Origin of the sequence: Polynucleobacter sp. JS-JIR-II-c23 (assembly GCF_035011225.1) — a bacterium.
Taxonomy (GTDB): domain Bacteria; phylum Pseudomonadota; class Gammaproteobacteria; order Burkholderiales; family Burkholderiaceae; genus Polynucleobacter.
This window is the reverse complement of sequence record NZ_JAYGQT010000001.1, coordinates 1,751,447-1,775,793: the sequence shown is the minus strand read 5'-3', so window position 1 is coordinate 1,775,793 and position 24,347 is coordinate 1,751,447. Positions and strand designations below refer to the sequence as shown.

Sequence of the window (24,347 nt, the reverse complement as noted above, 5' to 3'; positions counted from 1 at the left end):
CAACACTGGAGAATCACTGGTAATCATTGAATAACGCACTATTTGACTTAAAGAACATGACTCAAGCAAATACTTACGATTACATCATTATTGGAGCAGGTAGTGCTGGCTGCATGCTGGCTAAGCGCTTGACTGAGAACCCTAGTAAAAAAGTCCTGCTGATTGAAGCGGGTAAGAATGACAATTACATCTGGATCCATATTCCAGTTGGATACTTATATTGCATTGATAACCCAAGGGCAGATTGGCGTTTTAAAACAGCTGCTGAGAAAGGCTTAAACGGACGATCTTTGTTATATCCGCGTGGCCGTGTTTTGGGCGGATGTTCATCCATCAACGGCATGATTTATATGCGTGGTCAAGCGGGTGACTACGAGTCTTGGGTGCAGGCAACTGGTGACGATTCTTGGTCTTGGGAAAATGCGCTTAAGCGTTACAAGTCATTTGAGGATTACCATAGCGCTGCAAATGAGTGGCATGGTAAGGGTGGTGAGTGGACTGTTTCAAAGCAGCGCTTACGTTGGCCCATCATGGATCGGTTTAAAGAGGCTGCAGTTGAAGCAGGTATTCCGGCTTCAGAGGACTTTAATTGTGGTGATAACTTTGGCGTGGGTTACTTCGATGTCAGTCAGCGCGCTGGTTGGCGCTTAAATACTTCCAAAGCTTTTTTAAGGGATGCAGCAAAGCGACCCAATCTCACAGTATTAACTCAAGCCATTGTGACCAAGCTCAAAATTGATCCTGCCACTAAAAATTGTCTTGGAGTTGAATACATCAAGGATGGTCAACCCTGCGAGGCATTGTGTGCCATCGAGCAGGGTGGAGAAGTATTGCTCTGCGCTGGTGCAATTGGTAGCGTGCAAATTCTAGAGCGCTCCGGTGTTGGCGCTTCTGCACATCTCAATCAATTGGGCATCCCAGTTATCGCTGATCTCCCAGGCGTTGGCGAAAACTTACAGGATCATTTACAGCTGCGAATGGTTTACAAGGTGAATGGCATTAAGACCTTGAACACTAAAGCCAATACGCTTTTAGGAAAGATGATGATAGGCTTGGAGTATCTCTTCAAGCGATCTGGCCCAATGTCGATGGCGCCATCACAGTTAGGCGTATTTGCGTATAGCTCGCCAGAACAAAAGAGTGCCAACGTTGAGTATCACGTGCAACCTTTGTCTCTAGAAAAGTTTGGTGAAGATTTGCATTCATTTAACGCCTTCACAGCAAGTGTTTGTAATGTACGCCCTACCTCGCGGGGAAGTGTTCACATCAACTCGACCGATCCCGAGGCGCCACCAGTGATTAGTCCAAATTATTTGTCGACGGATGAAGATCGTAAGGTGGCAGTAGAGTCTTTACGCTTAACTCGTAAGATTGCCCGGCAGGCCGCACTGGGTCCTTATGCGCCAGAAGAATATAAACCAGGTATGCAATATCAAACGGATGATGAGTTGGTTAAAGCGGCAGGAGATATTGGAACTACCATCTTCCATCCGGTAGGTACATGCAAGATGGGGCGCGCAGATGATCCGATAGCCGTGCTTGATTCTGAATTGCGTGTGAGGGGCATTCATCATCTGCGTGTGGTTGACGCTTCGGCCATGCCTACGATTACCTCTGGCAATACTGCCGCTCCTACAATGATGATCGCTGAGCGTGTGGCGGAATTACTGACGCGTGCCTAAGACTTCACAGAAAAGCTATTCATTACCCGCTAGTCATTTATTGCTAGCGTTGGCTATTGTGGCGGTATGGGGCACGAACTTTGTAGTCATTAAATTGTCACTCGCAGCTTTTCCACCATTTTTGTTCGCTGCACTGAGGTATACCTTTGCATTTCTTCCTTTGGTCTTCTTTGTGCCAAGACCCAAAACATCTTGGGTCAATCTTTGTATTTATGGTTTGGCAGTAGGTGTGGGACAGTTCGGAGTTCTGTACTTTGCGATCGATGGCCGAATCTCCCCGGGCCTAGCTTCTCTGGTGATCCAAACTCAGGTATTTTTTACTATCGGCTTTGCAATGTTTTTTGCCAAAGAGCGTTTGCGTACTTACCAAATGCTGGCGGTATTGGTTGCTATGACCGGATTAGGGATTATTGCCCTGCATACAGATGCCACAACCACCTTCTTGGGGCTTGCCTTGGTGGTATTTACCGGCTTTTCTTGGGGGGTTGCCAATACGGTTAGTCGAAGGGCAGGTTCCATCAATATGCTGGCTTACGTGGTTTGGGCGAGCGCTTTTGCGATTCCTCCCTTATTTGCAATTTCCTTCCTTTTTGAGGGCGGGTGGGAGCATATGAGCACTTCTTTAACCTCAGCACCAGTAGGGGCATGGGCTGGTGTTCTTTGGCAGTCTTGGGGAAACACCATCTTTGGTTATTCGGCTTGGGCCTGGCTTCTTTCCAAGCATCCAGCGGCAGTGGTGGCACCTGCGCCTTTGCTGGTGCCTGTTTTTGGCATGGGGGCAGCAGCCTATTTCCTGGGGGAGTCTTTGCCTCTCTGGAAGATCCTGGCAGCAGGCTTGGTGATCGTTGGGCTAATCATCAACCTTTTTTGGCCAAACATTGAACGCAGCCTGAAACGGCAATTTTTATAAGCCTCTAGAGCTAATGTAAAACCCTAATACAAAGCCCTTTTTTTGCCTTTGTATTAACAGTAAGATAACTGTTCGTTTCGGTTTTACCTATAAAAAAGTATTTATTAATTAGCAATTTTTAGTCATGGAGACTTTATGAACATTCGTCATCACATTTTTGCAGTAGCCGCTGCTGCAATGTTTACAACCGGCGCTTATGCTGCCGATATCAAACTTGGTGTTGCAGGTCCGTTTACTGGTGGTTCATCCTCAATGGGTGTCAGTATGCGTGACGGTGTTCGCCTTGCTGCAAAAGAAATTAATGCTGCTGGTGGTATCAACGGCAACAAAATCGTTTTGGTTGAGCGCGATGATGAAGCGAAAAACGAGCGTGGTGTTCAAATTGCACAAGAATTGATTAACAACGAGAAAGTAGTTGCTACTTTGGGTTACATCAATACCGGTGTTGCATTGGCTTCACAACGATTTTATCAAGAAGCAAAGATTCCAGTATTTAACAACGTTGCAACTGGCACATTGATTACTCATCAATTCCCAAATGCTGCTGAAAACTATGTTTTCCGTAATGCTGCAGCTGACAATATTCAAGCGCCAATGATCGCTAAAGAAGCGGTTGAGAAGCGTGGCTTGAAGAAGGTAGCAATTTTGGCTGACTCCACTAACTACGGTCAGTTAGGCCGCGAGGACTTAGAGAAGGCATTGAAGGGTTATGGCGTTACTCCAGTTGCAACTGAGAAGTTCAATATTGGTGACGTGGATATGACTTCACAGTTGCTCAAAGCAAAAAATGCTGGTGCTGATGTTGTTTTGACATACGCAATTGGACCTGAGTTGGCACAAATTGCTAACGGTATGGCGAAGTTGGGTTGGAAAAAACCAATGATCGGTAGCTGGACATTATCTATGGCTAGCTTTATTGATACAGCCGGTAAAAATGGTGATGGCGCAACAATGCCAGAAACTTTCATTCAACAGCCTGCAACAACTCCAAAGCGCAAAGCTTTCGTTGAGGCTTACTTGAAAGACTTCAAACCTAAGAATGGCATCATTGCTTCCCCAGTTTCTGCTGCCCAAGGGTATGACTCTGTTTATTTGTTGGCTGCCGCTATCAAGCAGGCAAACAGCACAGAGGGACCAAAGATTTTGGCAGCATTGCAAGATCTCAAGACTCCAGTTGAAGGCGTTGTGATTACTTACAACAAGCCATTTACTGCAACTGACCATGATGCTATTAAGGCAAAAGACGTGGTTATGGGCGTAGTTGAAAGCGGTCGCGTCCAGTTCTTGAATGCTGAAGACGCAACAGCGAAAAAGAAGTAATTTAAGCTCTAGGGCAGGTAATCTAAATAATTATTTTGCACTGCAGCATTAGATAAAGCAAAACGCCGCCTACAAGCGGCGTTTTGCTTACAATGTCGGATTCGTTAATAAAACAGTTTTTAGAATATTTAGGCCAATAACATGGACATGTTTGCACAAATCCTCTCGAGCGGCATAGCGGTGGGGATGATCTACGCGGTCATCGCTTTCGGCTTTCAGCTCACATTTGCCACATCTGGCACCTTGAACTTCGGTCAGGGTGAGGCGCTGATGTTAGGTGCTCTTGTAGGTTTAACTTGCGTAGATACCTTTGGCATGAACTACTGGGTGATGATTCCAGTCGTTTGCTTATTCGGAATGATTCAAGGTAGCTTTGTTGAGCTGATCGGTGTGCGTCCTGCAATCAAGATTAAATCTGAGTTTGGTTGGATTATGTCTACTATCGCGCTCGGTATTATTTTCAAGAACGTGGCTGAAAATATTTGGGGTCGTGATGCATTGCCATTTCCATCGCCACTACCAATGGAGCCAATGAGTTTCTTGGGCGCAAATATTCTCCCAATGGAAATCTTGGTAGTCGTTGGCGCATTGGTGATGATGTTGTTGGTAGAGTTCTTTAACCGCAAAACTATTTACGGTAAGGCGGTTGTTGCTACAGCAAACGACCGTGATGCTGCTGGCTTGATGGGTATTAATACCAGCGTAGTCATTACCTTCTCTTATGCACTTTCTTCTTTAACAGCAGCGTTCGCGGGCGTATTGATTGCGCCGTTAACCTTGACTGGAGCAACCATGGGTGGTGCGCTAGGCTTGAAGGCTTTTGCTGTAGCGATTATTGGCGGCTTATCTAGCGGCCTTGGCATTATTGTTGGTGGCTTGATTCTCGGAATCGTAGAAACAGCAACTGGTTTTTATATCTCTACTGGTTACAAAGATGTGCCTGGTTTGATTTTGTTATTGCTCGTGTTGGCGTACAAACCATCTGGTCTCTTCGGCAAATCTGCGATTAAGAAAGTTTAATGATGAAATTGAAGTCTCTAGTACCTATATTGATTGCGATTGCGGGCCTGATTTGTTTGCCCCTCTTTGTTCATAACCCTTACTACATTCACTTAGTTGAAACAATTCTGATCTACACCATTTTGTTATATGGTTTGGATATCGTTGTAGGTTATGTTGGTCAAGTTTCATTGGGGCATGCAGCCTTATTCGGAATTGGATCGTATACCGCTGGTGTTTTGTATTTCCACTTTGGCATGCCAATCTGGGTCAATATCCCAGCCGCCATTATTGTTACCGCAATCTTCGGTGGAATCCTAGCGCTACCAGCCTTGAAAGTCATTGGCCCTTATTTGGCGATGGTGACCTTGGCGTTCGGTACGATTGCGCAGATTCTAATCAATGAGATGACTTGGTTAACCGAAGGTCCTTTGGGCATCAAGATTCCAAAGCCAGAGTTAATGGGTATTCCAATGACTAAGGCCGAATTCTTCTGGTTAGTTTCCGCAGTTTTGATCATTTCTCTGATCGTAGTCGATCGTTTTGTGAAGTCCCAAATTGGCCGAGCATTCGAAGCATTGCGTGATAGCCCAATTGCTTGTGACTGTATGGGGGTATCTGTATATCGCTTTAAGGTGATCGCATTTGTGATTAGCGCTGGCTTTGCTGGTTTGGCTGGTTGCCTATATGCCTATTCAGAGCAATACATTTCACCAAACACTTATAACAATGAATTGGCTGTTCTCTTCTTACTCGGCATCATCATGGGCGGACGTAAGTCTCGCTTGGGTGCATTGCTTGGTGCTGCCATCATCGTTTTGTTGCCAAAACTCTTGGACGATATCAATCTATTCCGCATCGTTGCCTCGATTATTGCTGTTGTGGTGGTGGTAGGTGCTGGTATGGCTTTGTCTAAACAGGTAACTACTCCAAGGCGTGTAGCTGTTCCGATTGCTGGTGTAGTCGGTTTGGCAGCATTTTCATTCTGGTTGAATAGCATCTCTGATTGGCGCCTCAGTATTTTTGGCTTTATGATTTTGTTGGTGGTGTACTACTTGCAAAACGGTATCGTTGGTTTTGCGAAGAGCTTCTATCAATCTATTGTTGGCAAAGCAAAAACTACTCGTGGCGGTGACGCTGAAGTGGTGGATGATTCCATTAGCTTCATTAGTACCGTTGCTAATCAAAATACGGGCGCTGAGCTCCTGAAAGTCGACTCTGTATTAATGCAGTTCGGTGGCTTAAAGGCATTGAACAATGTTGATCTCAGCATCAAGCGCGGCACTATTCATGGTCTGATCGGTCCTAATGGATCTGGTAAGAGCACGATGATGAACGTATTGACTGGTATTTACGTACCTACGGCTGGTAACGTTCTTTACTCTGGCGAAAGTGTTGTTGGTAAGACTTCTTCTGACATCGCACTATCAGGTATCGCACGTACTTTCCAAAACGTTCAGCTCTTCGGTGAGATGACTGCTATCCAAAACATTTTAGTTGGCTTGCATCACACTTTTAAATCAAACATGGTTGAGATTGCTTTGCATCTACCGCGTTACAAGAAGGAAGAGGCTGAAGCGCACGCTCGTGCGATGGCATTGCTCAAGTTCGTTGGCTTGGATGATTTGGCGAATGAAGAGGCGCGTAACTTGCCTTACGGCAAACAGCGTTTACTCGAGATTGCCCGTGCCTTGGCGTTAGATCCTGAGTTGCTCCTCTTGGATGAGCCAGCTGCAGGTTTGACAGCTCCTGATATTAAAGAGCTCTTGCGCATTATTCGTAAGATCCGCGATAGCGGTATTACCTTCATCCTGATTGAGCATCATATGGATGTGGTGATGTCAGTTTGCGATACCGTTTCTGTATTGGACTTTGGTCAGAAGATTGCAGAAGGTAAACCAGCTGAAGTTCAGGCAGACGAGAAGGTGATTCATGCCTACTTGGGTACTTAATCACTAGAACATATTGAATCGGTAAATACCATGTTATCTATTAAGAATCTTGAAGCAGGCTACGGCAAAGTTAAAGTCCTCCATGGCATCAATATTGATGTTCCCAAAGGCCAGGTGATTACTTTGATTGGCTCCAACGGTGCTGGCAAAACTACCACCATGCGCGCTATTACCGGCATGATTAAGCCAACAGCTGGCGAAGTCACATTAGGCGGCGAAAAAATTGACGGCTACGACTCTCATAAAATCGCCCGCCTAGGTTTGGCTCACAGCCCTGAGGGTCGCCGCGTGTTTACAACGATGTCCGTAACTGACAACTTGTTGCTTGGCGCGTTTCCACGCTTCACAGGTAGCCGCCCAAAAGGTGACATCAAGCATGACTTAGAAAAGTCTCTTGAAATGTTCCCACGTCTCAAGGAACGTCGCAATCAATTGGCTGGTACTTTGTCTGGTGGTGAGCAGCAAATGTTGGCAATGGCTCGTGCCGTGATGCTGAACCCAGAGATCATTCTTTTGGATGAGCCATCTATGGGCCTAGCCCCAATCTTAGTTGAGGAAGTATTTAGAATTATTTCTAACCTCAAGTCACAAGGCGTCACCATGTTGCTAGTTGAACAGTTTGCTGCTGCTGCTTTAAATGTAGCTGACTACGGTTATGTTCTAGAGAACGGCAAGATCGCTACTCACGGACCTGCTGCAAAGCTCAAGGACGATCCTGCTGTGAAAGCGGCTTACTTGGGTGGTGCTGGTGGTCACTAAGTAGTTTTCGAAGTTGAAGAAAATAAAAAAGCCCTTAGCAATAAGGGCTTTTTCTTCTGGAGATGTAAGCTACCCCGATTTAGTTTGATAAGCGCTTTATAGCCTCTCAAATCTTTAAGCACCGAGGCTGGAGGTCTTTTGAGTGCCGCCAAAATATGGCATCAATGATTTATTGTCTTGATCATTAAGCTCACGGCAATGATTAATGTAAAGACTGCAAATATTTGCTGAATTCTAGGGCCGCTTATTTTTTTCTCCAATACTTTTCCTAGCAGGAGTCCCAATAGTGAACCGCAGGCAAAAGGAATTGCAATGGTCGTATTCAGGGTTCCAGATGCAAGGGAGATAAAGGCGCCCCCAGCAGAAACAATTGCGAGCACACCAAGTGAGGTGGCAACAATTGATTTCATCGGCAAGTCAGTGAATTTATTTAAAGCAGGAACTAGAATAAACCCCCCGCCAACACCTAGTAGACCCGATAGAAATCCAGCAGTGGCCCCAGATATCATTAGTGCACGCGCACACGGTACTGTCCAAATCAGTTTTCCGATCGATGAGTCCAGTTGACAGGGCGGACTTTTAATTTGTGGAAGGGGTTTTCCAGAAAGATTTCTGGCTACCTGTAAAAGCATCCGAATAGAAACGTACATCAACACCAGGCTAAAGAGTATTAGTAGCGGAGTGTTCGGTACCTTCTGGGCTAGCCATAAACCAACCGGGGATAAGGCCAAGCCAAAAATCGCCATCAACATAGCTGCTTTATAGCGAAGTGCTTTGGCCTTGAATCCAATAACAGCGCCTGCAAAAGCCGAAATAGTAATTGCTGTTAATGCTATCGGCCCTGCCTCTGCCATTGGCAGATGCAGAAGAAACACCAGTAAGGGTACTGATAAGATGCCGCCCCCAGCTCCCGTCAGGCCCATTAAGACACCAACAAATGCACCAATTGCTAAGGTTAGGTAGGGCAAAAAGTCCATCAATTAATTTTCAAATGGACGCGCTAACCACTCTCTTCCCTTGAGCATTGCATTCCAGTAAAGCCAAGGAAGAACATCTTTCTTTAGAATCCAAGCGAGTCTTGTGGCTTTAAGTGGATTAATGAGCCAAGGAAAAGTGGGTAAGAGTTTTCCACCAAAACCAAACTCTGCCAAAACAATTTTTCCGTTTTCTACCGTCAGTGGGCATGAGCCATAACCATCGTATTTAGTTGGCAGTGGTTTGTTGTGTTTTGCTGCTAATAAGTTCTCTGCGACGACCACAATTTGTTTTCTGGCTGCAGCAGCAGTTTTAGAGTTTGGCGACGAACAGCAATCACCAAGTCCAAAGATATTCGGGTAGCGAGTATGTTGAAGGGTAAATTGGTCTACATCTACAAAGCCATCGGCATTGGAAACGGGGCTTCCCTTGAGGCAATCTTGAGGGCCTTGTGGGGGTACTACATGTAGCATGTCAAACGATTTTTCAACCTGCGTAACATTTCCATCTGCACCTTTGACTGCAAAAATCGCTTTTTTAGATGGACCATCTACGGAAATAAGATTGGTATTGAAATTGAGTTTGGCATTGTATTTTTTGACATATTCCATAAGCGGCGGGACAAAGTCGGCTACACCAAAGAGTGCGGCACCCGCATTGTCTAATTCAACCTCAATATTTTTTAGGCTACCTTGTTGCTGCCATTCATAACAGGATAGATACATTGCCTTCTGAGGTGCTCCAGGACACTTGATTGGCATAGGAGGTTGAGTAAAAATCGCTTTTCCAGACTTCAGGCCTTGAACAAGCTCCCAGGTATACGGAGAGTACTCATAACTATAGTTAGAGGTCACCCCATTTTTACCAAGTGTTTCCTTGAGCCCGGGTATAGCATCCCAGTTTGTCTTAATGCCTGTTGCAATTGCTAGTTGCTTATATTTAACTGCAGCACCATTACTAACCAGAACTTCATTGGCCTCTGGATTGAAGCCCACAATCTTCTCTTTAATCCAGCGCACTCCTGATGGAATGAGATCTTTAGTTTGACGACGACTATTTTTGACGTTAAATGCACCGCCGCCCACTAGCGTCCAAGAGGGTTGGTAATAGTGCTCTTCAGAGGGCTCAATGATTGCGATATTTAGAGAGTGGTCTCTGGATTTCAGGCTAGCAGCTAAGCCTATGCCAGCAGCGCCACCGCCTGCAATTACTACGTCAAATACATTGGAACTCGAGTTTGCTGAAGTCATGCTATCTCCACCTCTATGTTTTATTAGATCTAGGTCAATAAAATAGCTTGAATTATAGTGATTGGCTATCAGGGTTTATGATTAGTCTACATTTTTATATAGTATTTATCATAAAATAAATTATTTACAGCCAACTGGACAAATACATGAAACCGATTGTTAAGGGATTTTTTGACCCGGATACCTGGACCGTAACTTATGTGGTTTATGAGAAACCGGGTTCACCATGTTTAATCATTGATTCAGTGCTTAATTATGACCATAAGTCAGGGCGTACTAAAACGAAATCAGCCGATGAAGTGATTGAGTTCGTCAAGGCTAATAACCTAGCTACAGAATGGATTTTAGAAACCCACGCACATGCAGATCATGTTTCAGCAGCACCGTATCTAAAATCGAAATTAGGCGGCAAGATTGCCATAGGTGATCATATCTCGGTGGTGCAGGGGGTATTTAAAAAAGTGTTTAATTTGGAAGAGGCATTTAAAGCGGACGGCTCTCAGTTTGATGACTTGCTTAAAGATGGGGAAGAAATTCACTTTGGAAATCTAAGCTTTAAGTCCCTCTTTGTTCCCGGTCATACGCCAGCCTGCATGGCATATCAAGTAGGTGATGCCATTTTTGTAGGCGATACCATGTTTATGCCTGACGTTGGAACTGCCCGATGTGATTTTCCAGGCGGTGATGCACACACGCTTTATAAGTCGATGCAAAGGATTTTGAGTTTTCCTGGTGCGACTAGATTATTTATGTGCCACGACTATCCGCCAAATGGGCGTCCAGTAAATTACGAAACAACAGTGGCCGAGCAGAAGAAATCGAATATACATATGCATGATGGTATTACTGAGGATGAGTTTGTTCAGATGCGCAGTAAGCGTGACGCCACATTAGATATGCCGGTACTTATTTTGCCTTCGATCCAAATTAACATTCGCGCAGGTGATATGCCTCCGAAGGAAAGCAACGGGATTTCATATTTAAAGATTCCCCTTAACGCACTGTAATTTTCATGTTGAGCGAAAAAAAGCGAATTGCTGAGCTTAAGAAGATGCAGTCTTCTGCCACAAAGGCTTGCGAGTTCTTAAAAGTACTTTCAAACCCGAGTCGACTGATGTTGTTGTGTGAAATCGCTGTTGAGGAGCGGTGCGTTGGGGACCTGGAGGAATCAACCGGAATACATCAACCAACCTTATCGCAACAGCTGACAGTACTACGTACTAAAAAGTTGGTTAAGACACGCAGAGACGGTAAGCAAATTTATTATTCTCTTTCCAGTGACATAACGTTATCGGTCATGAACTTGCTCTACAGTCATTATTGTAAAAAATAAACCTGTTTTTACCGCTCTCACAATTTAGTTAACAATTGTTTTTGGCTTCCTAATGGCGGTTAGGTGTAATAAAAAGATAACAGCGAACAGCAGGCCAATAATCCAGTGGGTGCTAATTACTCCATCGCAGATTTCCTCTGGCCCGTAATAAAGCATTCCGCCGGTAATGAGAAGTGCAAATAGAAAGCCCAGTTGGCCAAAGCCACTCCACAACTGCTTTCTGGACTTATAGCCTGCCTTGATATGAAATGGCATTACTGATCCAAGAGCTAAGGTAGCCAGCATTGCAGCAATGCCATGAGCTGCGAGAATGCTATGGGTGCCAAGAGTAGATCTTTGGATCTGAAATTCATGCCCCAGAAGATACATCAGGCCAGTGATTGAACAAGCCATCATGCCGCAGATGACAAACGTTCTTTGCCAGCTGGACATCCTCCCAAGGCGGCTCATGCGACTATCCTCAGTGCTTGCGCTGAGAAATGGCTGAAGCACGGGTGATGCTCATTATTGGATAGGGCTAAAACCTTGGTGAGTGCATCAGCATAAACACACTCTTTTGCAAGAATGGAGAATGATCCAGCAATCTCCACATGAACCTCAGAAAAATTCTGGGCTAGAGGATTGATAATATGACTCTTCTGGCCATCTCTTTTTGCAAAGTAAAGACTGCTTGTGGCAATAGCCCCATCTTTCAAAGAACCAATATCAATTAACTCCCCAGATCTCTCAGGATGGCGCACTTGAATTGGGAGGGAGGTATTCCCAAATACCCGCAGGTCGCCACCAGCATTCACTGAACCGGATGCGATGCCTTCTGATATTAAGACTCTGACCGCCATATCTACTGCAAACCCCTTGGCGATTCCGCCCAGATCCAGGCAGACTGGGCGGGAAGACTGAATCAAGTCGGGCGCTAAGAAGTGCATATCTTCAACGCCACCAAGCTCATGATTAGAGAAGTTGATATGGCGGGGCAATAATCCTGCAGCAACCAGACGGTGACCGATTCCACAATTAAATAGGCCATCGGATTCAATATGAACTTCTTTCGCTATTCGGATAACTTGTGCAGTCCAAGGATGAATCTCAACTGCTTCCATGTGGGCACTTCGATTGATTTGGCTTAGCTCACTTTCAGGATCATGAAATCCCATGAGGTCATGAATATTTTGAATGGCTGCAAAAGCATTATCAACAGCCGCTTGCCCATCATCTTGATGTATGGAGATCTCTACAAAGGTGCCAAGAAGTGGTTTGCAACGAAGCATTGTTACTTTCCGAGGCTGGGTTTTGAATGGGTGTTCTTCAGGGCTAGGTCATATAAAACCGTTACCCGCTTCACTCCATCAGTAAGGTGTTTGCAAGAAAGTGTTGCGCCACCAATATTCTGAATATCTTGATTAAGCTTGATGGGGTCATTTACGGTCTTACCTACAAACTGTTTACGCCATTGCGCTTCTGCTACTTCATAACCATAAGATTCAATATATTCCAAAACTTCGATACCAGCGATGCCACCATTTGGGTTGATGGCAACGGCATAAGTAATCATTTCATGTTTTCCTATGACTTCGTCAACCACAAACCAGCTACCATCAGCTGCCCTCCAGATGCGCTCGCCCTGAAAGGGGTAACGAATGCTGGATGCGATACGCATCTTTTCTTGCAAATCATCCGTAATGATGACGGGATTCTTCGTCAGTATTTTGTTAGGGAAAAGAATTTTTAGAGCTTGCTCTGCAGAAACATAAATTTTTGCATGGGCAATGATTGGTGCGCTCATCATTGCTATGCCAATAAGAGCTAAGGGGTTAGGTTTCCAGATCATGGGGTGATATCTAGGTAATGTATTTAGGCAGTAAGTAATTCATTCGCTTCATTACAAAGTGCTTGAATTTCTGGGTTGATGCCTTGGACATTTGAGAGTTTGTCAAACATCATCAACGCTCTTTTCTTGGCTGTTTGACATTGGGTGGCTTGAAACTTCAGCAAATGAGCTAAAGCTGCAACTAATAGATTCTGAATTTCCATAATTTCTTTCGCTTAATTAAGTGGGAAGCCAACTTTGACAATGAATTCATTTACTGAGTGACTATCCCAGACGCGAGCATCTGAGCATTCGGCCTCTCCACCACCCATGCAGGAGCCGCCTGCAAGTTGATAGCGCCAAGCGCCAGTAACCCACCAGTCTTTGGCTGCGTAGTGCATATTGGGGCCTACAAAAGTGGCTCTTTGAACTTGATTGCGTAAATTGAGCTCTGAATAATCATTATGAAAGCGAGCCTCTACACCGGCTGACCATTTCGGGGCAAAGCGATAGCTAGCACCCACAAGGAAATCGAGCATCGATTCAGGAACATTGCCGTTCTCAATAAACTTTAAGCGCTCATTCGCGGCTACAACGTTACCTGCCAAAATCAATCGGTCATCAATAAAGTTCGATTGAAGTAAAAGTCTCGCCTCGATCTCATCTTTATTTCTTCCCCATGTCGGTTCTAAGTAAAGCCCTACACCCACAGGTGAAGTCACTGGATTAGTGATGCGATAAATCGCTTCTAGAGAGCCGCCTTCAATGCCACTTTTCTTATACGCTGTAGAGGGGTCATGCGAAGAAGGAACACCGTAACCGCCGGTACAGGTTGGGGTATCTCCGCATGCTTCTGGATTGGTGTAATTTTGATTTGCATTAGTGTAGTAAGAGTTGATATAGCCGGCAACTTGCAAGTCGTTAGTTAAACCGTATTCCAGTTCTGTCCTGGCAGTTAATGCATCGTAAGTTCCTGCTGCTTGCTGTTGATTGAGTTGCAGGCGCTGCTCAAACTCCAGCTTGCCCTTAGGCTGCAAATCTAAGGTGTAAATCCAGCCAAACACTCCCTCGCCTGCATGGGCTAAAGAAAAGTGAAGTGTGGCAACTAAGAAGAGGCTAAAGGCAAGAAGTCTATTAATGGTCAATTTCATGGTCCCTTGAGGTTGGTGGTTAGCAATCTAAATGAGAATGGTTCTCAATATAGCATTGGATGAGAATGATTCTCAACTAAATAAAATAACCATCACCTAAGAAGTGACGAAATCTATAGGCCTATTCTTTTTTACTTGTAAGATTTCCCCAATGAACGCTGAGTCCTTGGAAAAATTGGTTTTAATGAAGATGCCTTTTGGTAAGCACGCAGGGCGTGCCTTGGCTGACTTGCCGGGGAATTATTTGGCGTGGTTTGCTCGCGAAGGTTTTCCTAAAGGCGAGCTTGGTGAATTATTGGAATTAATGCATACCCTAGACCATAATGGTTTGCGTGGACTCTTGGCGCCAATCCAGCGGGCACACGGCCTACAAGCAAAATCTAAATTACTTTGAGCGAACAATCAGCGTAACGCGATTTCGTTCGTAAGTCACTGTTGACGATTCTGGAGGGCTACTTTGAATTGGGCTGACTTTTAACTTGGTCTGAGATTCAATTTGAGAGGCTATCTGTTTTGCAAGAGATTCATTGTGGTCATATTGAATTTGAATGCTCGCCACCTTGCCTGACTTGATGTTGTTGACGACATCATTGAGTTTATTTAGGGAGTAATCGTCAAAAAATATGGGATACCAACCACCTACGAGATTCTTTTGTCTCATGATTTCATGGGCCTCCGTCGATATGCTGCTCGTTTTATTGCCTTCACCTACGGGTAAGTGAAAGTCAATTCCTGTCTTTTGTATTAACTCTTGATAAGAGATGGGCGGGTTCATAGTTGCTTCATTGGTGTTTTCAATCCAATAGGCCCAAGCAGTATTTTTGTTGGAGTCATATACCAACTTGTATAAATGGCTGGGAATCGTTACGCGACTTTTGCCAATACTGCCGCGGTTTCCAATCGATCCCGTGAATACGTAAATGTCGCCAGCAGCTCTTTTGACATAAGCCCTCGTCGGCTCCTCGATATTCTTAGCCCAGATTCCCTGATTATTTTGCCTGGCCTGGGGCATCATATTGGCCAGTGAGAAAGATTGAGCCATTGAGCGTTCGTTACTCATGTCGCCTGCTGGGGCGTTATGACCCCTATCAAAGCCGCTTCCGCGGTAATCTGAGAGCAGAGCCCGTTCGGAGAAGGGTAGTCTGGCTTCTTCATAAAACTGATTACTTCTTCGAGGGTGTGTGGCAGAGAGCTGCTCCCGACTGAGCTTCTCAACGGTATAGATTGGCTTTTTATCCTGAGGGGAGTAGTAGATGGCAAAACTATCAAAACAAAGATCACGCCCCACTTGTGGACTTGTGGGTATTTGCTGGGCCGGGAACAGATCTTTGCATTCCTCAAAAGCCGCCTGCGCATTTAATGAGACTGAAACCGCTACAAGGGCAAGAAGGTGACGAAGAAATTTCATGGGCTCTTAGTGTATGGCCTTCGCTTTTCGAGCGCATCTCTTTTTATCTTGCGCTAGCTCCAGAGCTAATAAGAATCAGTGCCCCCTCAATGTTTTTCTGTCCATCAAAATGCATTTTTTCTTAAGGGATACTCTATTAATAGCGCTTGGCAATAAATACCGCCTTGCTACTACCCCTAGAAAATTACGGAGACGAAAGCACTAGATGTATGATTTTTTTTGGTTGAATTTTTGGCTAAAAACATAAAAAAGTCCCGTTTAAGCCAATTTTTTATAGAGTGAAATTAGTGCTTCCTAACTTCTATAAGATATTGATTTTATTGACTTATATATGCTTATGGAGATCCATATACGGGATCTCCCGGATTCCTAGATCAATAAGTTATTGATTTCCACTTCTTTATTCTTGACTTGATATAAGAAACTTCTTAGGATGACCCATGTTTTTTAGATATTGCAATGCAGCATAGAACGGTAGTCTAGTTTTTTTGAGGCCTTGCAAACAATGAATGAGTAAATGTTTAGCTAACAATTTGAGCGATATGCAGAATGCACAGTCAAGCACTTTGACTGCTAAAGAGCTGCTAGCTCACGCCATGGCTCCGGTCTATAGGGTCATCAATGGCCTACTCGTTTTAACTGTGTTCATGGTGGTTGGGTTTTGGCTTTCAGGCAACGGCACTAATGCTGGCGCCTTTGACCTTGCTCGTATCCTTGTTCCTGATGAAGCGCGTCACATGGTTTGGAGTAACGGCTTTGGGATGATCAATCAATATAAAGAGTCCAATGAAGTATCAGCTGCCCAGGCCGCTGATACTGAGATCGCCGCTGTGATCTATGGCAAGTCTAAGATTCCTGCTTCAGTTGGTTTGACTAGCGCCAAGCAGCAGACCGTGGCTTTGTTAATGCCCTCTGTGGCGCAAATGCAGGTGAAATCCATTTCTCATCTGTCTGATCGCATCCCCACATCTAAGATGGACCCTCAGGCTTTAGATAGCAACTTAATGGGCTCAATTCAGAATCAACGTGCCGTAGCTGACTTCTTTGAGAAGAAATACAGTCTCGATCGCTCAAAGATTGAAGAGTACGTTTCAAACACGATTTTGATTGCAAAAGAGGTCAACATCGACCCAGTGCTTTTGTTGGCAGTAATCTCGGTGGAATCTAATTTCAACCCAAACACTAAGAGTCACGCCGGTGCGGAAGGCCTCATGCAGGTGATGACTTCAGTACACAAAGATAAGTATGCAATCTTTGGCGGAACTTCTGAGGCCGCTAAGCCTGAAGTCAATATCCGTGTTGGCGCCTATATTTTGAAATACCTGATTGCTACGGCTGGTTCATTGCGTAATGGCCTGAAGTACTACGTTGGCGCTGCGAATGCTGAGGATGATGGCGGCTACGCGGACAAAGTGATGGCCGAAAGAAATCGCCTGATTGGGTTGTGTCAAAACCGTTCGTCTAATCGCTTGACATTGAACGGCAAGGATCTGCGCTCTTAAGTTTTTAGATCTTAAGTAGATCAAGCTATATAAAAAGCCACCCACAAGGGTGGCTTTTGTTTTGCTGCTGAATACGCGAGCCTTAGTTAACGCCGTGGAGCTCCACATCAAATACTAGGGTGGCATTTGGAGGAATAACACCCCCTGCACCGCGAGGGCCATAGCCCATCTCAGAAGGAATGATGAGGGTGCGTTTGCCACCAATTTTCATACCAGCCACGCCTTCATCCCAGCCTTTGATGACATGTCCAGCACCCAAAGGGAAACTAAAGAGTTGCCCGCGATCTAAGGAGCTATCAAACTTTTGACCTTTGTGATCAGTAGCCTTCTCGTCATAAAGCCAGCCGGTGTAATGCACGTCTACATGATTACCTGGTGCAGCTTCTTTTCCGTCGCCCACAACAGTATCGATTTTTTTGAGTTCACTCATGATGTTTTCCTATTTCACACAAATTGATTGGCTAGTATATTCTGAGCTCTGTAAATCTCTTCGGTAATGATGTTTTAGCTCAAACGTATGACAAATTATTGGCCAAATTCTGCATATAACACTCTGACAATCAGTTCTGATGATCAGTTGTTGGTGACAGACGACTTTTTGCGTACTTATATGCAGAGGCCTGAGCTCAAGCTGGTTCCTGAATCCTGCGCTATCGAACGTTCACTTCACCAGCGTTTAACTGACAACCCTCGTGCAGATGTTACTGATGATGAAATCTCGGCGATGGCTGATGAGGATATTCAGGAGAACTATCGGGTTTGGCTGCGCTACCGAAAGCGTTTATTAGCGGCCAGCTCCCTAGAGAACTTTTATATGAGTTTATTTAAAGGCGAGGGCGTGGACGTACCACCTTTATTTATTGCTCAACTCGCCCAAATTTTCATTAGACATATTCTGGGTAATGATTCGCATCCATTGGAAGTGCGAATGGGAGAACTTTTTTTCAGAACTCAAAAGATTACCGTTATTGATGATGGCATCGTCATGGGGGCGGACGATGAGGTGGTTGCTCGCAACGCCCAAGCCAGTGATACGGGAAACATCATGGATTTGCTCAAAGGCAGGTCAATGACGATGCGTTCAGCCGATCTGGATGTACTGCATGAAGACAACGCTGATACCTATTGGTCTCGCAACGAAGATTTTGATTTAGCAGTTCAGTTAAATTTTGGGCATGAGCCTATTAATCATTTTTGTCGCGTCTTAGAGAAATGGATAAAACATTTCCTCGGAGTTAGTGTGCGCATTACCCCCATGCAGCAAATTACCGATCCTAAGTGGTCATGGCATGTTGGCTTAGATGCAGTTGCTACTGAAATACTCAATAAGCTTTACAACCAAGAATTGGTTGAGGCAGATGAATTGCAGAAAGTGATTTGTTTATTTCGCCTAGACTTTATCGATGAGGCTGCTGTTGCTAAGGCCCAGGCTGGTAAGCCGGTATATATGGCTATTGCCATGAACGACCAGCATCAGCTGAAGTTAAAGCCACAAAACCTTTTGTTTAACTTGCCGCTAGCTAAAGCCTCTTAGGTCATCACTCGCGGTTGTCTCCGTTGCTGAGCAAGCCAGAAAATCGCAAGACCGCTTACTACAACGGGGATGAGTGATCCCCAATTGAGGATGCTCCAACCATGTGAGGTGACTAGGGCGCCTGACCCAAAAGAAGTGAAGGCCATAGTTCCGAAGACGAAGAAATTAATGGCAGCCTGTGCTTTGTCCCGCTCATTGGGTTGATAGGCAGTCATCGCCAAAGAGGTGGCGCCAGTAAATAAAAAGTTCCAGCCAACGCCGAGTAAAAATAAAGCGATAAAGAATTGATGGAGATCGGTTCCGGTAAGAGCGATTGCAATGCAGATGAAGTTCAGAAACACCCCGGTCCCCATTATCTTTAATACCCCATATCGTTGGATGAGTGATCCTGTAAAAAATCCAGGAGCAAACATGCCAATCACATGCCACTCCAGTACTAAAGCGGTGTCCGAAAATGGTAGCCCACAGATTTGCATTGCCAAAGGTGTGGCAGCCATGAGTAGATTCATAACCCCATACCCTAATGCTGCACCAATGATGGCAACCATAAAGACGGGTTGCTGGAGGATGACTTTTAAAGGGCGTCCATCGGTAAGTGCATGCTGCGCCTTGAGTTCTTGTGGAAAGCGAATGAACTGCATCACGAAGATGCCAATGAACCCGGCAATGGATAGAGTGAGATATGCCCCCAGAAAGGCGGTATCAAATAGATCTCGCGTCCAGGAGGCTAGATTGGGTCCAATGACTGCACCAAGAATGCCACCAGCAAGTACCCAAGAGATCGCCTTATCGCGTTGACTCTGGTCTGTCAGTTCTGCTGCAGCAAAGCGGTAGAGCTGCCCATTGGCGCTGTAATAACCCGCAATAAAGGTCCCCAAGACTAAAAGCCAAAAGTTTCTTGTAATGGCGGCGTACGCGCATAGAAGTGCTGAGAGCATTGCTACTAGCAAGCCTAGCTGGAAAGAGACTCTGCGCCCAAAGTAGTTTTGAGATTTGGCCACAATGGAGGTGGAAAAGGCGCCCCCGACAACATAGCCCATGACGGGTAGGGTGGCCATCCAGCTGGCTGGTGCTAGGCTAAGCCCTACCAACCCGTTGATAGCGATAAACGTCACGTTATTGGTGAGGAATAGTCCCTGACAAATGATCAGCAGCACCAGGTTTTTGTTGAGTAAAGGATGTTTGCGGGTCATAGCTTGCAGTGTACGGCGAATTTAGAGCCTCTGCAGCCTTGGTGGATTCCCTTAAATTGCCCTTTATCGGGCGCTTTAAGGTGCAAAACCGGCATTTTTGCCAAGTCCGATGATTTAAAATGGAGCTCTCGCCTCATTGGCAAAAGGTGCGCTAAAAGCGACTTGCAAAATGTGGATTTGAGGGCGGCAGGGTAAAAACCTGACTCTGTAATTTTTCAATATTGAGGAAACATTCATGGCTTCAGAGAAATCAAAGATTATTTATACGCTGACAGATGAGGCGCCACTTTTGGCCACTCGTGCATTTCTGCCAATTATTCGTACTTTTGCAGCTCCTGCTGGCGTGGAGATCGTGACGAGTGATATTTCAGTTGCAGCGCGTATCTTGGCTGAGTTTCCTGATTGCCTGACGCCTGAGCAGCAAGTTCCGAATAACTTGGCTGAGCTAGGCAAAATGACCTTATTGCCCGATACCAACATCATTAAGTTGCCCAATATCAGCGCCTCTGTGCCCCAGCTGCTCGCCGCCATTAAAGAGCTACAAACTAAAGGCTACAAGATTCCTGATTTTCCTGAAGATCCAAAAACAGATGAAGAAAAATCCATTCGGACCCGTTATTCCAAATGCTTGGGTAGCTCAGTAAACCCAGTATTGCGCGAGGGTAATTCCGACCGCCGCGCTCCTCCCGCTGTAAAACGTTACGCCCGCAAGAATCCACACTCAATGGGGGAGTGGAGTCAGGCGTCGCGCACCCACGTTTCTCATATGCATGGGGGTGATTTTTACGCTGGTGAGAAGTCGATGACGATGACTAAGGCCTGTGATGTGAAGATGGACTTGGTGACGAAGAGTGGCAAGACTATTGTTCTCAAACCCAAAGTCTCTTTATTGGCTGGCGAAATTATCGACAGTATGTACATGAGCAAAAAAGCATTGTGCGAGTTCTACGAGAAAGAAATCGAAGACGCTTATAAGACCGGCATGATGCTTTCCTTGCATGTCAAGGCAACGATGATGAAGGTTTCCCATCCAATTGTGTTTGGTCATGCGGTAAAGATTTTCTATAAAGACGCTTTTGCAAAGCACGCTAAGCTATTTGAAGAGCTGGGCGTGAATGCCAATAACGGAATGAGCAGTCTGTATGAAAAGATCAAAGCCTTGCCAGAATCTAAGCGCGAAGAAATCATTCAAGATCTGCATGCCTGCCACGAACATCGTCCAGCATTAGCGATGGTGGATTCTGCTAAAGGTATTACTAACCTCCATTCTCCAAGTGATGTGATCGTTGATGCTTCTATGCCGGCAATGATCCGTGTAGGCGGCAAGATGTGGGGTGCTGATGGTCGTTTGCATGATACGAAGGCGGTCATTCCTGAAAGTACCTTTGCCCGTATTTATCAAGAAATGATCAATTTCTGTAAGACGCACGGTAACTTTGATCCAACAACGATGGGTACAGTACCGAACGTCGGTTTGATGGCTCAACAGGCTGAAGAGTACGGTTCACATGACAAGACCTTTGAAATTCCTGAGGCTGGTGTGGCCCGTATCGTTGCTGATGATGGCACTGTATTGCTTGAGCAACATGTGGAAGAGGGCGATATCTGGCGTATGTGTCAGTGTAAAGATGCGCCAATTCGTGACTGGGTGAAGTTGGCTGTGAATCGCGCGCGTCTTTCCAATACTCCAGCAGTATTTTGGCTCGATGAGTACCGTCCACACGAAGCTGAATTAATTAAGAAGGTAAATACCTATCTCAAAGACTACGATCTGAAGGGTGTAGATATTCAGATCATGTCTCAGACACGTGCAATGCGTTACACCTTAGAGCGCGTGATTCGTGGCAAGGACACCATTTCTGTGACCGGTAATATCTTGCGTGACTACCTCACGGACTTATTTCCAATTATGGAGTTAGGTACTAGTGCGAAGATGTTATCCATCGTGCCTTTGATGGCTGGTGGCGGTCTGTTTGAAACGGGCGCGGGTGGTTCAGCCCCTAAACACGTTCAACAGTTGGTAGAAGAAAACCATTTACGTTGGGATTCACTTGGTGAGTTCATGGCTTTAGCCGTATCTCTTGAGGATATCGGTGATAAGACTGGCAACAATAAGGTGAAAATCTTAGCTCGCACTTTGGATGATGCGACTGGTAAGCTGTTAGATAACAATAAGTCACCTTCACCGCGCACTGGCGAGTTGGATAACCGTGGTAGCCAGTTCTACTTAGCAATGTACTGGGCTGAAGCGTTAGCCGCTCAAACGGAAGATAAAGAATTACAAGCGCACTTTGCTCCTTTGGCAAAATCTTTGATTGAGAATGAGCAAAAGATTGCAGCCGAACTCAAAGCGGTGCAAGGTAAGCCAGCAGATATTGGTGGTTACTTTATGCCTGATTCTGAGAAGTTTGAAGCAGTAATGCGTCCTAGTGCTACCTTGAATGCAGCTTTAAAGGCAGCAAACGCGTAATAGGTGTAAGCGATAAGTACCTAATTTTTTAGATTAGGTTTAGCATTCAAAGGCAAACTTTCGGGTTTGCCTTTTTTCATTTGCCTCACCTATTTTTTTTATGTCTAAACCAAAAGACCTGGTTGAATTGAGTTATCTGAGTGAAGCTCTCTCGGATATGTCTTTTCTTGGCTTAATGCGCTTGCTCGAGTCGGCGCGCGCGTTTAATCAAAAACATAGTGTTACCGGCATTCTCTTTTACGATAACCAGCAGTTTGCTCAGGTGATTGAAGGTGAGCGTGCCAATATTATGAAGGTATGGAAGAGAATCCAGGATGATAAACGGCATCATCGTATTGAATTATTAGAGATTAAAGAAATTTCCAATAGAAGCTATCCAGATTGGCTACTCCGCTTTTATGGCGGCGAATCTTTAGTTAGAGACTACCCAGACTTGGCTGAAATGGTTGGCGGCATGGATAAATATAATCTCGCTTTGATGAACCAGATGCGGGCAAGTCAGTTTTAAGCAAGAAATTACCATCGGTAGCAAAATAGGTTGATTACATTCCTTAGGGGCGCGTTATGGGTTTTACCGATAAGACCATCCTTGCTAGCGATATCACTCCAAAAGCGGTTTTTGAAAACCGTAGGACCATTATCAAAACTGCGGCTGCAGGGGGTTTTGGAATGGCGCTGGCTCCATGGTTCTCTAGAGAAGCCCTTGCCGCAAACCCAGAAAGGCTGGCAGCCACCCTAAACCCTGCTTTTGCAGATAAAGACGGTCTAACCCCGCTTAAGTTTGTCACCGGCTATAACAACTTTTATGAATTCGGTACGGATAAGGCGGATCCAGCTGCGCATGCTGATAGCTTGCAAACTCGTCCCTGGACAATATCGATTGAGGGTTTGGTCAAAAAACCAATAACACTGGATATTGATGCACTCCTTAAATTAGCACCAATGGAAGAGCGCATTTACCGGATGCGCTGTGTTGAAGGTTGGTCTATGGTGATTCCTTGGGATGGCTACTCACTCTCTAAGTTGATTAATAAAGTGGAGCCACTGAGCTCGGCTAAGTATGTGGAATTTATTTCCTTGGCAGATCGCAAACAAATGCCGGGGGTGAAGAGCAACATTATTGACTGGCCTTATCGTGAAGGTTTGCGTATGGACGAGGCTATGAATTCATTAACGCTTCTCACATTTGGCTTATATGGCGAAGTCCTGCCAAATCAAAATGGCGCTCCGGTCCGTCTCGTGGTGCCCTGGAAGTATGGTTTTAAGAGTGCCAAGTCGATTGTCAAAATTCGTTTTACAGAAGAGATGCCCAAGACCAGCTGGAATCAATTTGATGCCCGTGAATATGGTTTCTATTCCAATGTAAATCCTCAGGTAGATCACCCGCGTTGGAGTCAAGCAGTAGAGCGCCGTATTGGTGATCCCAAAGGAATGTTTGCGCCTAAGATTAAAACCCAAATGTTTAATGGCTATGGTGAACAAGTGGCTGGTATGTATGCAGGCATGGATCTGAAGAAGTACTATTAGTAATGAGGAAAATTTATCCAATATTTTTTAGCGCTTGCATTTTGTTGTTTAACTTTTCTGCATACGGGCAGGGAAGTGATGCGCCGGTAAAGACGATTCAATCCCTTGATGTGCAGCGCTATCTGGGAGTCTGGTATGAGATTGCCAAATACCCAAACTGGTTTCAGAGGAAGTGCATTAGCAATACGAAGGCGGTCTATTCGGCTAGGGCTGATGGCACTCTCAAAGTGCTCAATAGCTGCAAAACTGCCGAGGGCGAAATATCGGAGGCCGAGGGTACTGCAAAGCAGATTGGGGCAAAAGACTCACCTAAGCTTGAAGTGCGATTTGCGCCTGCGTGGCTGGCCTTTATCCCTTTGGTTTGGGGTGATTATTGGGTGATTGATCTGGATGCTCAGTATCAAGTGGCTGTAGTAAGCGATCCTCGTCGTGAATATCTGTGGATTTTGTCCAGAACTCCACAGATAGATAAAAAAGTATATGAAGACACCTTAACGCGCATACAGGCGCAACAGTTCGATACACGTAAGTTAGAGCTAACTCCACAAGCAACTACCAAGTAAACACAAAGCCAC

At 45.2% G+C, this 24,347-nt stretch carries 25 protein-coding genes; 15 read left to right on the top strand and 10 right to left on the bottom strand.

Annotation, left to right across the window (positions count from 1 at the left end; genetic code table 11):
- The first annotated feature begins 56 nt into the window (after nucleotides 1–56).
- The 6 genes from VC159_RS09030 (at nucleotide 57) to VC159_RS09005 (ending at nucleotide 7,622) form a co-directional block, all read left to right on the top strand.
- Nucleotides 57–1,682 (top strand): GMC family oxidoreductase, encoded by a 1,626-nt coding sequence (locus tag VC159_RS09030; RefSeq protein ID WP_323473340.1) that lies wholly within the window; start codon nucleotides 57–59, stop codon nucleotides 1,680–1,682.
- Complete coding sequence (locus VC159_RS09025; protein WP_215359279.1) at nucleotides 1,675–2,592, top strand: EamA family transporter; 918 nt, start codon at nucleotides 1,675–1,677, stop codon at nucleotides 2,590–2,592. The genes VC159_RS09030 and VC159_RS09025 overlap by 8 nt, the downstream gene beginning before the upstream one ends.
- Before the next feature lie 135 nt (nucleotides 2,593–2,727).
- Nucleotides 2,728–3,912, top strand: a complete 1,185-nt coding sequence (locus tag VC159_RS09020) for an ABC transporter substrate-binding protein (protein ID WP_323473339.1) — start codon at nucleotides 2,728–2,730, stop codon at nucleotides 3,910–3,912.
- 141 nt (nucleotides 3,913–4,053) lie between these two features.
- Nucleotides 4,054–4,932, top strand: a complete 879-nt coding sequence (locus VC159_RS09015) for a branched-chain amino acid ABC transporter permease (protein WP_215359283.1) — start codon at nucleotides 4,054–4,056, stop codon at nucleotides 4,930–4,932.
- Between the two features lie 2 nt (nucleotides 4,933–4,934).
- Entirely contained in the window at nucleotides 4,935–6,863 is a 1,929-nt protein-coding gene (locus VC159_RS09010) for an ABC transporter permease subunit (RefSeq protein WP_215360301.1), read from the top strand.
- Between the two features lie 30 nt (nucleotides 6,864–6,893).
- On the top strand, nucleotides 6,894–7,622 hold the full coding sequence (locus VC159_RS09005; protein WP_215359285.1) for an ABC transporter ATP-binding protein: 729 nt from the start codon (nucleotides 6,894–6,896) through the stop codon (nucleotides 7,620–7,622).
- A gap of 161 nt (nucleotides 7,623–7,783) precedes the next feature.
- Here VC159_RS09005 and VC159_RS09000 read toward each other — a convergent pair whose 3' ends face one another.
- Together VC159_RS09000 and VC159_RS08995 are read right to left on the bottom strand one after the other, a co-directional pair.
- Nucleotides 7,784–8,599 (bottom strand): sulfite exporter TauE/SafE family protein, encoded by an 816-nt coding sequence (locus VC159_RS09000; RefSeq protein ID WP_215359287.1) that lies wholly within the window; start codon nucleotides 8,597–8,599, stop codon nucleotides 7,784–7,786.
- Nucleotides 8,600–8,602: 3 nt separating this feature from the next.
- Nucleotides 8,603–9,847, bottom strand: coding sequence for an NAD(P)/FAD-dependent oxidoreductase (locus VC159_RS08995; protein WP_215359289.1), 1,245 nt, complete (start codon nucleotides 9,845–9,847; stop codon nucleotides 8,603–8,605).
- 146 nt (nucleotides 9,848–9,993) lie between these two features.
- On the opposite strand from VC159_RS08995, the gene VC159_RS08990 reads away from it, so the two are divergent.
- Nucleotides 9,994–10,854: an MBL fold metallo-hydrolase gene (locus tag VC159_RS08990; protein WP_323473338.1), complete on the top strand. Its 861-nt coding sequence runs from the start codon at nucleotides 9,994–9,996 to the stop codon at nucleotides 10,852–10,854.
- A gap of 5 nt (nucleotides 10,855–10,859) precedes the next feature.
- On the top strand, nucleotides 10,860–11,180 hold the full coding sequence (locus tag VC159_RS08985; protein ID WP_215359293.1) for an ArsR/SmtB family transcription factor: 321 nt from the start codon (nucleotides 10,860–10,862) through the stop codon (nucleotides 11,178–11,180).
- Between the two features lie 24 nt (nucleotides 11,181–11,204).
- Here the strand turns inward: VC159_RS08985 and VC159_RS08980 are convergent, their stop codons facing one another.
- The 5 genes from VC159_RS08980 to VC159_RS08960 are packed head-to-tail and all read right to left on the bottom strand — an operon-like array spanning nucleotide 11,205 to nucleotide 14,138.
- Nucleotides 11,205–11,630 carry a hypothetical protein gene (locus tag VC159_RS08980; RefSeq protein WP_323473337.1) on the bottom strand — a complete coding sequence of 142 codons (426 nt, stop codon included), beginning with the start codon at nucleotides 11,628–11,630 and terminating at the stop codon, nucleotides 11,205–11,207.
- Nucleotides 11,627–12,448 (bottom strand): FAD:protein FMN transferase, encoded by an 822-nt coding sequence (locus tag VC159_RS08975; RefSeq protein ID WP_215359297.1) that lies wholly within the window; start codon nucleotides 12,446–12,448, stop codon nucleotides 11,627–11,629. Before VC159_RS08975 ends, VC159_RS08980 begins: the two co-directional genes overlap by 4 nt.
- Before the next feature lie 2 nt (nucleotides 12,449–12,450).
- Entirely contained in the window at nucleotides 12,451–13,008 is a 558-nt protein-coding gene (locus VC159_RS08970) for an FMN-binding protein (RefSeq protein WP_215359299.1), read from the bottom strand.
- A gap of 23 nt (nucleotides 13,009–13,031) precedes the next feature.
- Nucleotides 13,032–13,211, bottom strand: coding sequence for a hypothetical protein (locus tag VC159_RS08965; RefSeq protein WP_215321555.1), 180 nt, complete (start codon nucleotides 13,209–13,211; stop codon nucleotides 13,032–13,034).
- Between the two features lie 12 nt (nucleotides 13,212–13,223).
- On the bottom strand, nucleotides 13,224–14,138 hold the full coding sequence (locus tag VC159_RS08960; protein ID WP_215359300.1) for a DUF6662 family protein: 915 nt from the start codon (nucleotides 14,136–14,138) through the stop codon (nucleotides 13,224–13,226).
- A 151-nt stretch (nucleotides 14,139–14,289) separates the two neighbouring features.
- Between VC159_RS08960 and VC159_RS08955 the strand changes: the two genes are divergently transcribed.
- Nucleotides 14,290–14,532, top strand: coding sequence for a DUF3820 family protein (locus VC159_RS08955; RefSeq protein ID WP_215359302.1), 243 nt, complete (start codon nucleotides 14,290–14,292; stop codon nucleotides 14,530–14,532).
- Here the strand turns inward: VC159_RS08955 and VC159_RS08950 are convergent.
- Nucleotides 14,524–15,546, bottom strand: coding sequence for a DNA/RNA non-specific endonuclease (locus tag VC159_RS08950; RefSeq protein WP_323473336.1), 1,023 nt, complete (start codon nucleotides 15,544–15,546; stop codon nucleotides 14,524–14,526). The genes VC159_RS08955 and VC159_RS08950 overlap by 9 nt on opposite strands.
- A gap of 509 nt (nucleotides 15,547–16,055) precedes the next feature.
- Here VC159_RS08950 and VC159_RS08945 point away from each other — a divergent pair.
- A complete protein-coding gene (locus VC159_RS08945) occupies nucleotides 16,056–17,048 on the top strand; it encodes a transglycosylase SLT domain-containing protein (protein ID WP_215359306.1) in 993 nt (330 codons plus the stop codon).
- Between the two features lie 82 nt (nucleotides 17,049–17,130).
- Here the strand turns inward: VC159_RS08945 and VC159_RS08940 are convergent, their stop codons facing one another.
- Nucleotides 17,131–17,478, bottom strand: coding sequence for an FKBP-type peptidyl-prolyl cis-trans isomerase (locus tag VC159_RS08940; RefSeq protein ID WP_215359308.1), 348 nt, complete (start codon nucleotides 17,476–17,478; stop codon nucleotides 17,131–17,133).
- Nucleotides 17,479–17,565: 87 nt separating this feature from the next.
- Here VC159_RS08940 and VC159_RS08935 point away from each other — a divergent pair, with 87 nt between their 5' ends.
- Complete coding sequence (locus VC159_RS08935) at nucleotides 17,566–18,582, top strand: DUF6352 family protein (RefSeq protein ID WP_215359310.1); 1,017 nt, start codon at nucleotides 17,566–17,568, stop codon at nucleotides 18,580–18,582.
- Here the strand turns inward: VC159_RS08935 and VC159_RS08930 are convergent.
- A complete protein-coding gene (locus VC159_RS08930) occupies nucleotides 18,579–19,775 on the bottom strand; it encodes an MFS transporter (protein ID WP_215359312.1) in 1,197 nt (398 codons plus the stop codon). The two genes, VC159_RS08935 and VC159_RS08930, sit on opposite strands and share 4 nt — an antisense overlap.
- 235 nt (nucleotides 19,776–20,010) lie before the next feature.
- Here VC159_RS08930 and VC159_RS08925 point away from each other — a divergent pair, with 235 nt between their 5' ends.
- The 4 genes from VC159_RS08925 (at nucleotide 20,011) to VC159_RS08910 (ending at nucleotide 24,335) form a co-directional block, all read left to right on the top strand.
- A complete protein-coding gene (locus tag VC159_RS08925) occupies nucleotides 20,011–22,245 on the top strand; it encodes an NADP-dependent isocitrate dehydrogenase (protein ID WP_215359314.1) in 2,235 nt (744 codons plus the stop codon).
- 100 nt (nucleotides 22,246–22,345) lie between these two features.
- On the top strand, nucleotides 22,346–22,753 hold the full coding sequence (locus tag VC159_RS08920) for a BLUF domain-containing protein (protein ID WP_215359316.1): 408 nt from the start codon (nucleotides 22,346–22,348) through the stop codon (nucleotides 22,751–22,753).
- A gap of 56 nt (nucleotides 22,754–22,809) precedes the next feature.
- Nucleotides 22,810–23,772, top strand: a complete 963-nt coding sequence (msrP, locus tag VC159_RS08915) for a protein-methionine-sulfoxide reductase catalytic subunit MsrP (RefSeq protein ID WP_215359317.1) — start codon at nucleotides 22,810–22,812, stop codon at nucleotides 23,770–23,772.
- A 44-nt stretch (nucleotides 23,773–23,816) separates the two neighbouring features.
- Nucleotides 23,817–24,335, top strand: a complete 519-nt coding sequence (locus VC159_RS08910) for a lipocalin family protein (protein ID WP_323473335.1) — start codon at nucleotides 23,817–23,819, stop codon at nucleotides 24,333–24,335.
- Nucleotides 24,336–24,347 lie beyond the last annotated feature (12 nt).

Coding starts and splice junctions, on each gene's coding strand:
- VC159_RS09030 (WP_323473340.1), top strand. CDS start 57: ATGACTCAAGCAAATACTTACGATTACATCATTATTGGAGCAGGTAGT.
- VC159_RS09020 (WP_323473339.1), top strand. CDS start 2,728: ATGAACATTCGTCATCACATTTTTGCAGTAGCCGCTGCTGCAATGTTT.
- VC159_RS09015 (WP_215359283.1), top strand. CDS start 4,054: ATGGACATGTTTGCACAAATCCTCTCGAGCGGCATAGCGGTGGGGATG.
- VC159_RS09010 (WP_215360301.1), top strand. CDS start 4,935: ATGAAATTGAAGTCTCTAGTACCTATATTGATTGCGATTGCGGGCCTG.
- VC159_RS09005 (WP_215359285.1), top strand. CDS start 6,894: ATGTTATCTATTAAGAATCTTGAAGCAGGCTACGGCAAAGTTAAAGTC.
- VC159_RS09000 (WP_215359287.1), bottom strand. CDS start 8,599: ATGGACTTTTTGCCCTACCTAACCTTAGCAATTGGTGCATTTGTTGGT.
- VC159_RS08995 (WP_215359289.1), bottom strand. CDS start 9,847: ATGACTTCAGCAAACTCGAGTTCCAATGTATTTGACGTAGTAATTGCA.
- VC159_RS08990 (WP_323473338.1), top strand. CDS start 9,994: ATGAAACCGATTGTTAAGGGATTTTTTGACCCGGATACCTGGACCGTA.
- VC159_RS08985 (WP_215359293.1), top strand. CDS start 10,860: ATGTTGAGCGAAAAAAAGCGAATTGCTGAGCTTAAGAAGATGCAGTCT.
- VC159_RS08980 (WP_323473337.1), bottom strand. CDS start 11,630: ATGAGCCGCCTTGGGAGGATGTCCAGCTGGCAAAGAACGTTTGTCATC.
- VC159_RS08975 (WP_215359297.1), bottom strand. CDS start 12,448: ATGCTTCGTTGCAAACCACTTCTTGGCACCTTTGTAGAGATCTCCATA.
- VC159_RS08970 (WP_215359299.1), bottom strand. CDS start 13,008: ATGATCTGGAAACCTAACCCCTTAGCTCTTATTGGCATAGCAATGATG.
- VC159_RS08965 (WP_215321555.1), bottom strand. CDS start 13,211: ATGGAAATTCAGAATCTATTAGTTGCAGCTTTAGCTCATTTGCTGAAG.
- VC159_RS08960 (WP_215359300.1), bottom strand. CDS start 14,138: ATGAAATTGACCATTAATAGACTTCTTGCCTTTAGCCTCTTCTTAGTT.
- VC159_RS08955 (WP_215359302.1), top strand. CDS start 14,290: ATGAACGCTGAGTCCTTGGAAAAATTGGTTTTAATGAAGATGCCTTTT.
- VC159_RS08950 (WP_323473336.1), bottom strand. CDS start 15,546: ATGAAATTTCTTCGTCACCTTCTTGCCCTTGTAGCGGTTTCAGTCTCA.
- VC159_RS08945 (WP_215359306.1), top strand. CDS start 16,056: ATGAGTAAATGTTTAGCTAACAATTTGAGCGATATGCAGAATGCACAG.
- VC159_RS08940 (WP_215359308.1), bottom strand. CDS start 17,478: ATGAGTGAACTCAAAAAAATCGATACTGTTGTGGGCGACGGAAAAGAA.
- VC159_RS08935 (WP_215359310.1), top strand. CDS start 17,566: ATGACAAATTATTGGCCAAATTCTGCATATAACACTCTGACAATCAGT.
- VC159_RS08930 (WP_215359312.1), bottom strand. CDS start 19,775: ATGACCCGCAAACATCCTTTACTCAACAAAAACCTGGTGCTGCTGATC.
- VC159_RS08925 (WP_215359314.1), top strand. CDS start 20,011: ATGGCTTCAGAGAAATCAAAGATTATTTATACGCTGACAGATGAGGCG.
- VC159_RS08920 (WP_215359316.1), top strand. CDS start 22,346: ATGTCTAAACCAAAAGACCTGGTTGAATTGAGTTATCTGAGTGAAGCT.
- msrP (WP_215359317.1), top strand. CDS start 22,810: ATGGGTTTTACCGATAAGACCATCCTTGCTAGCGATATCACTCCAAAA.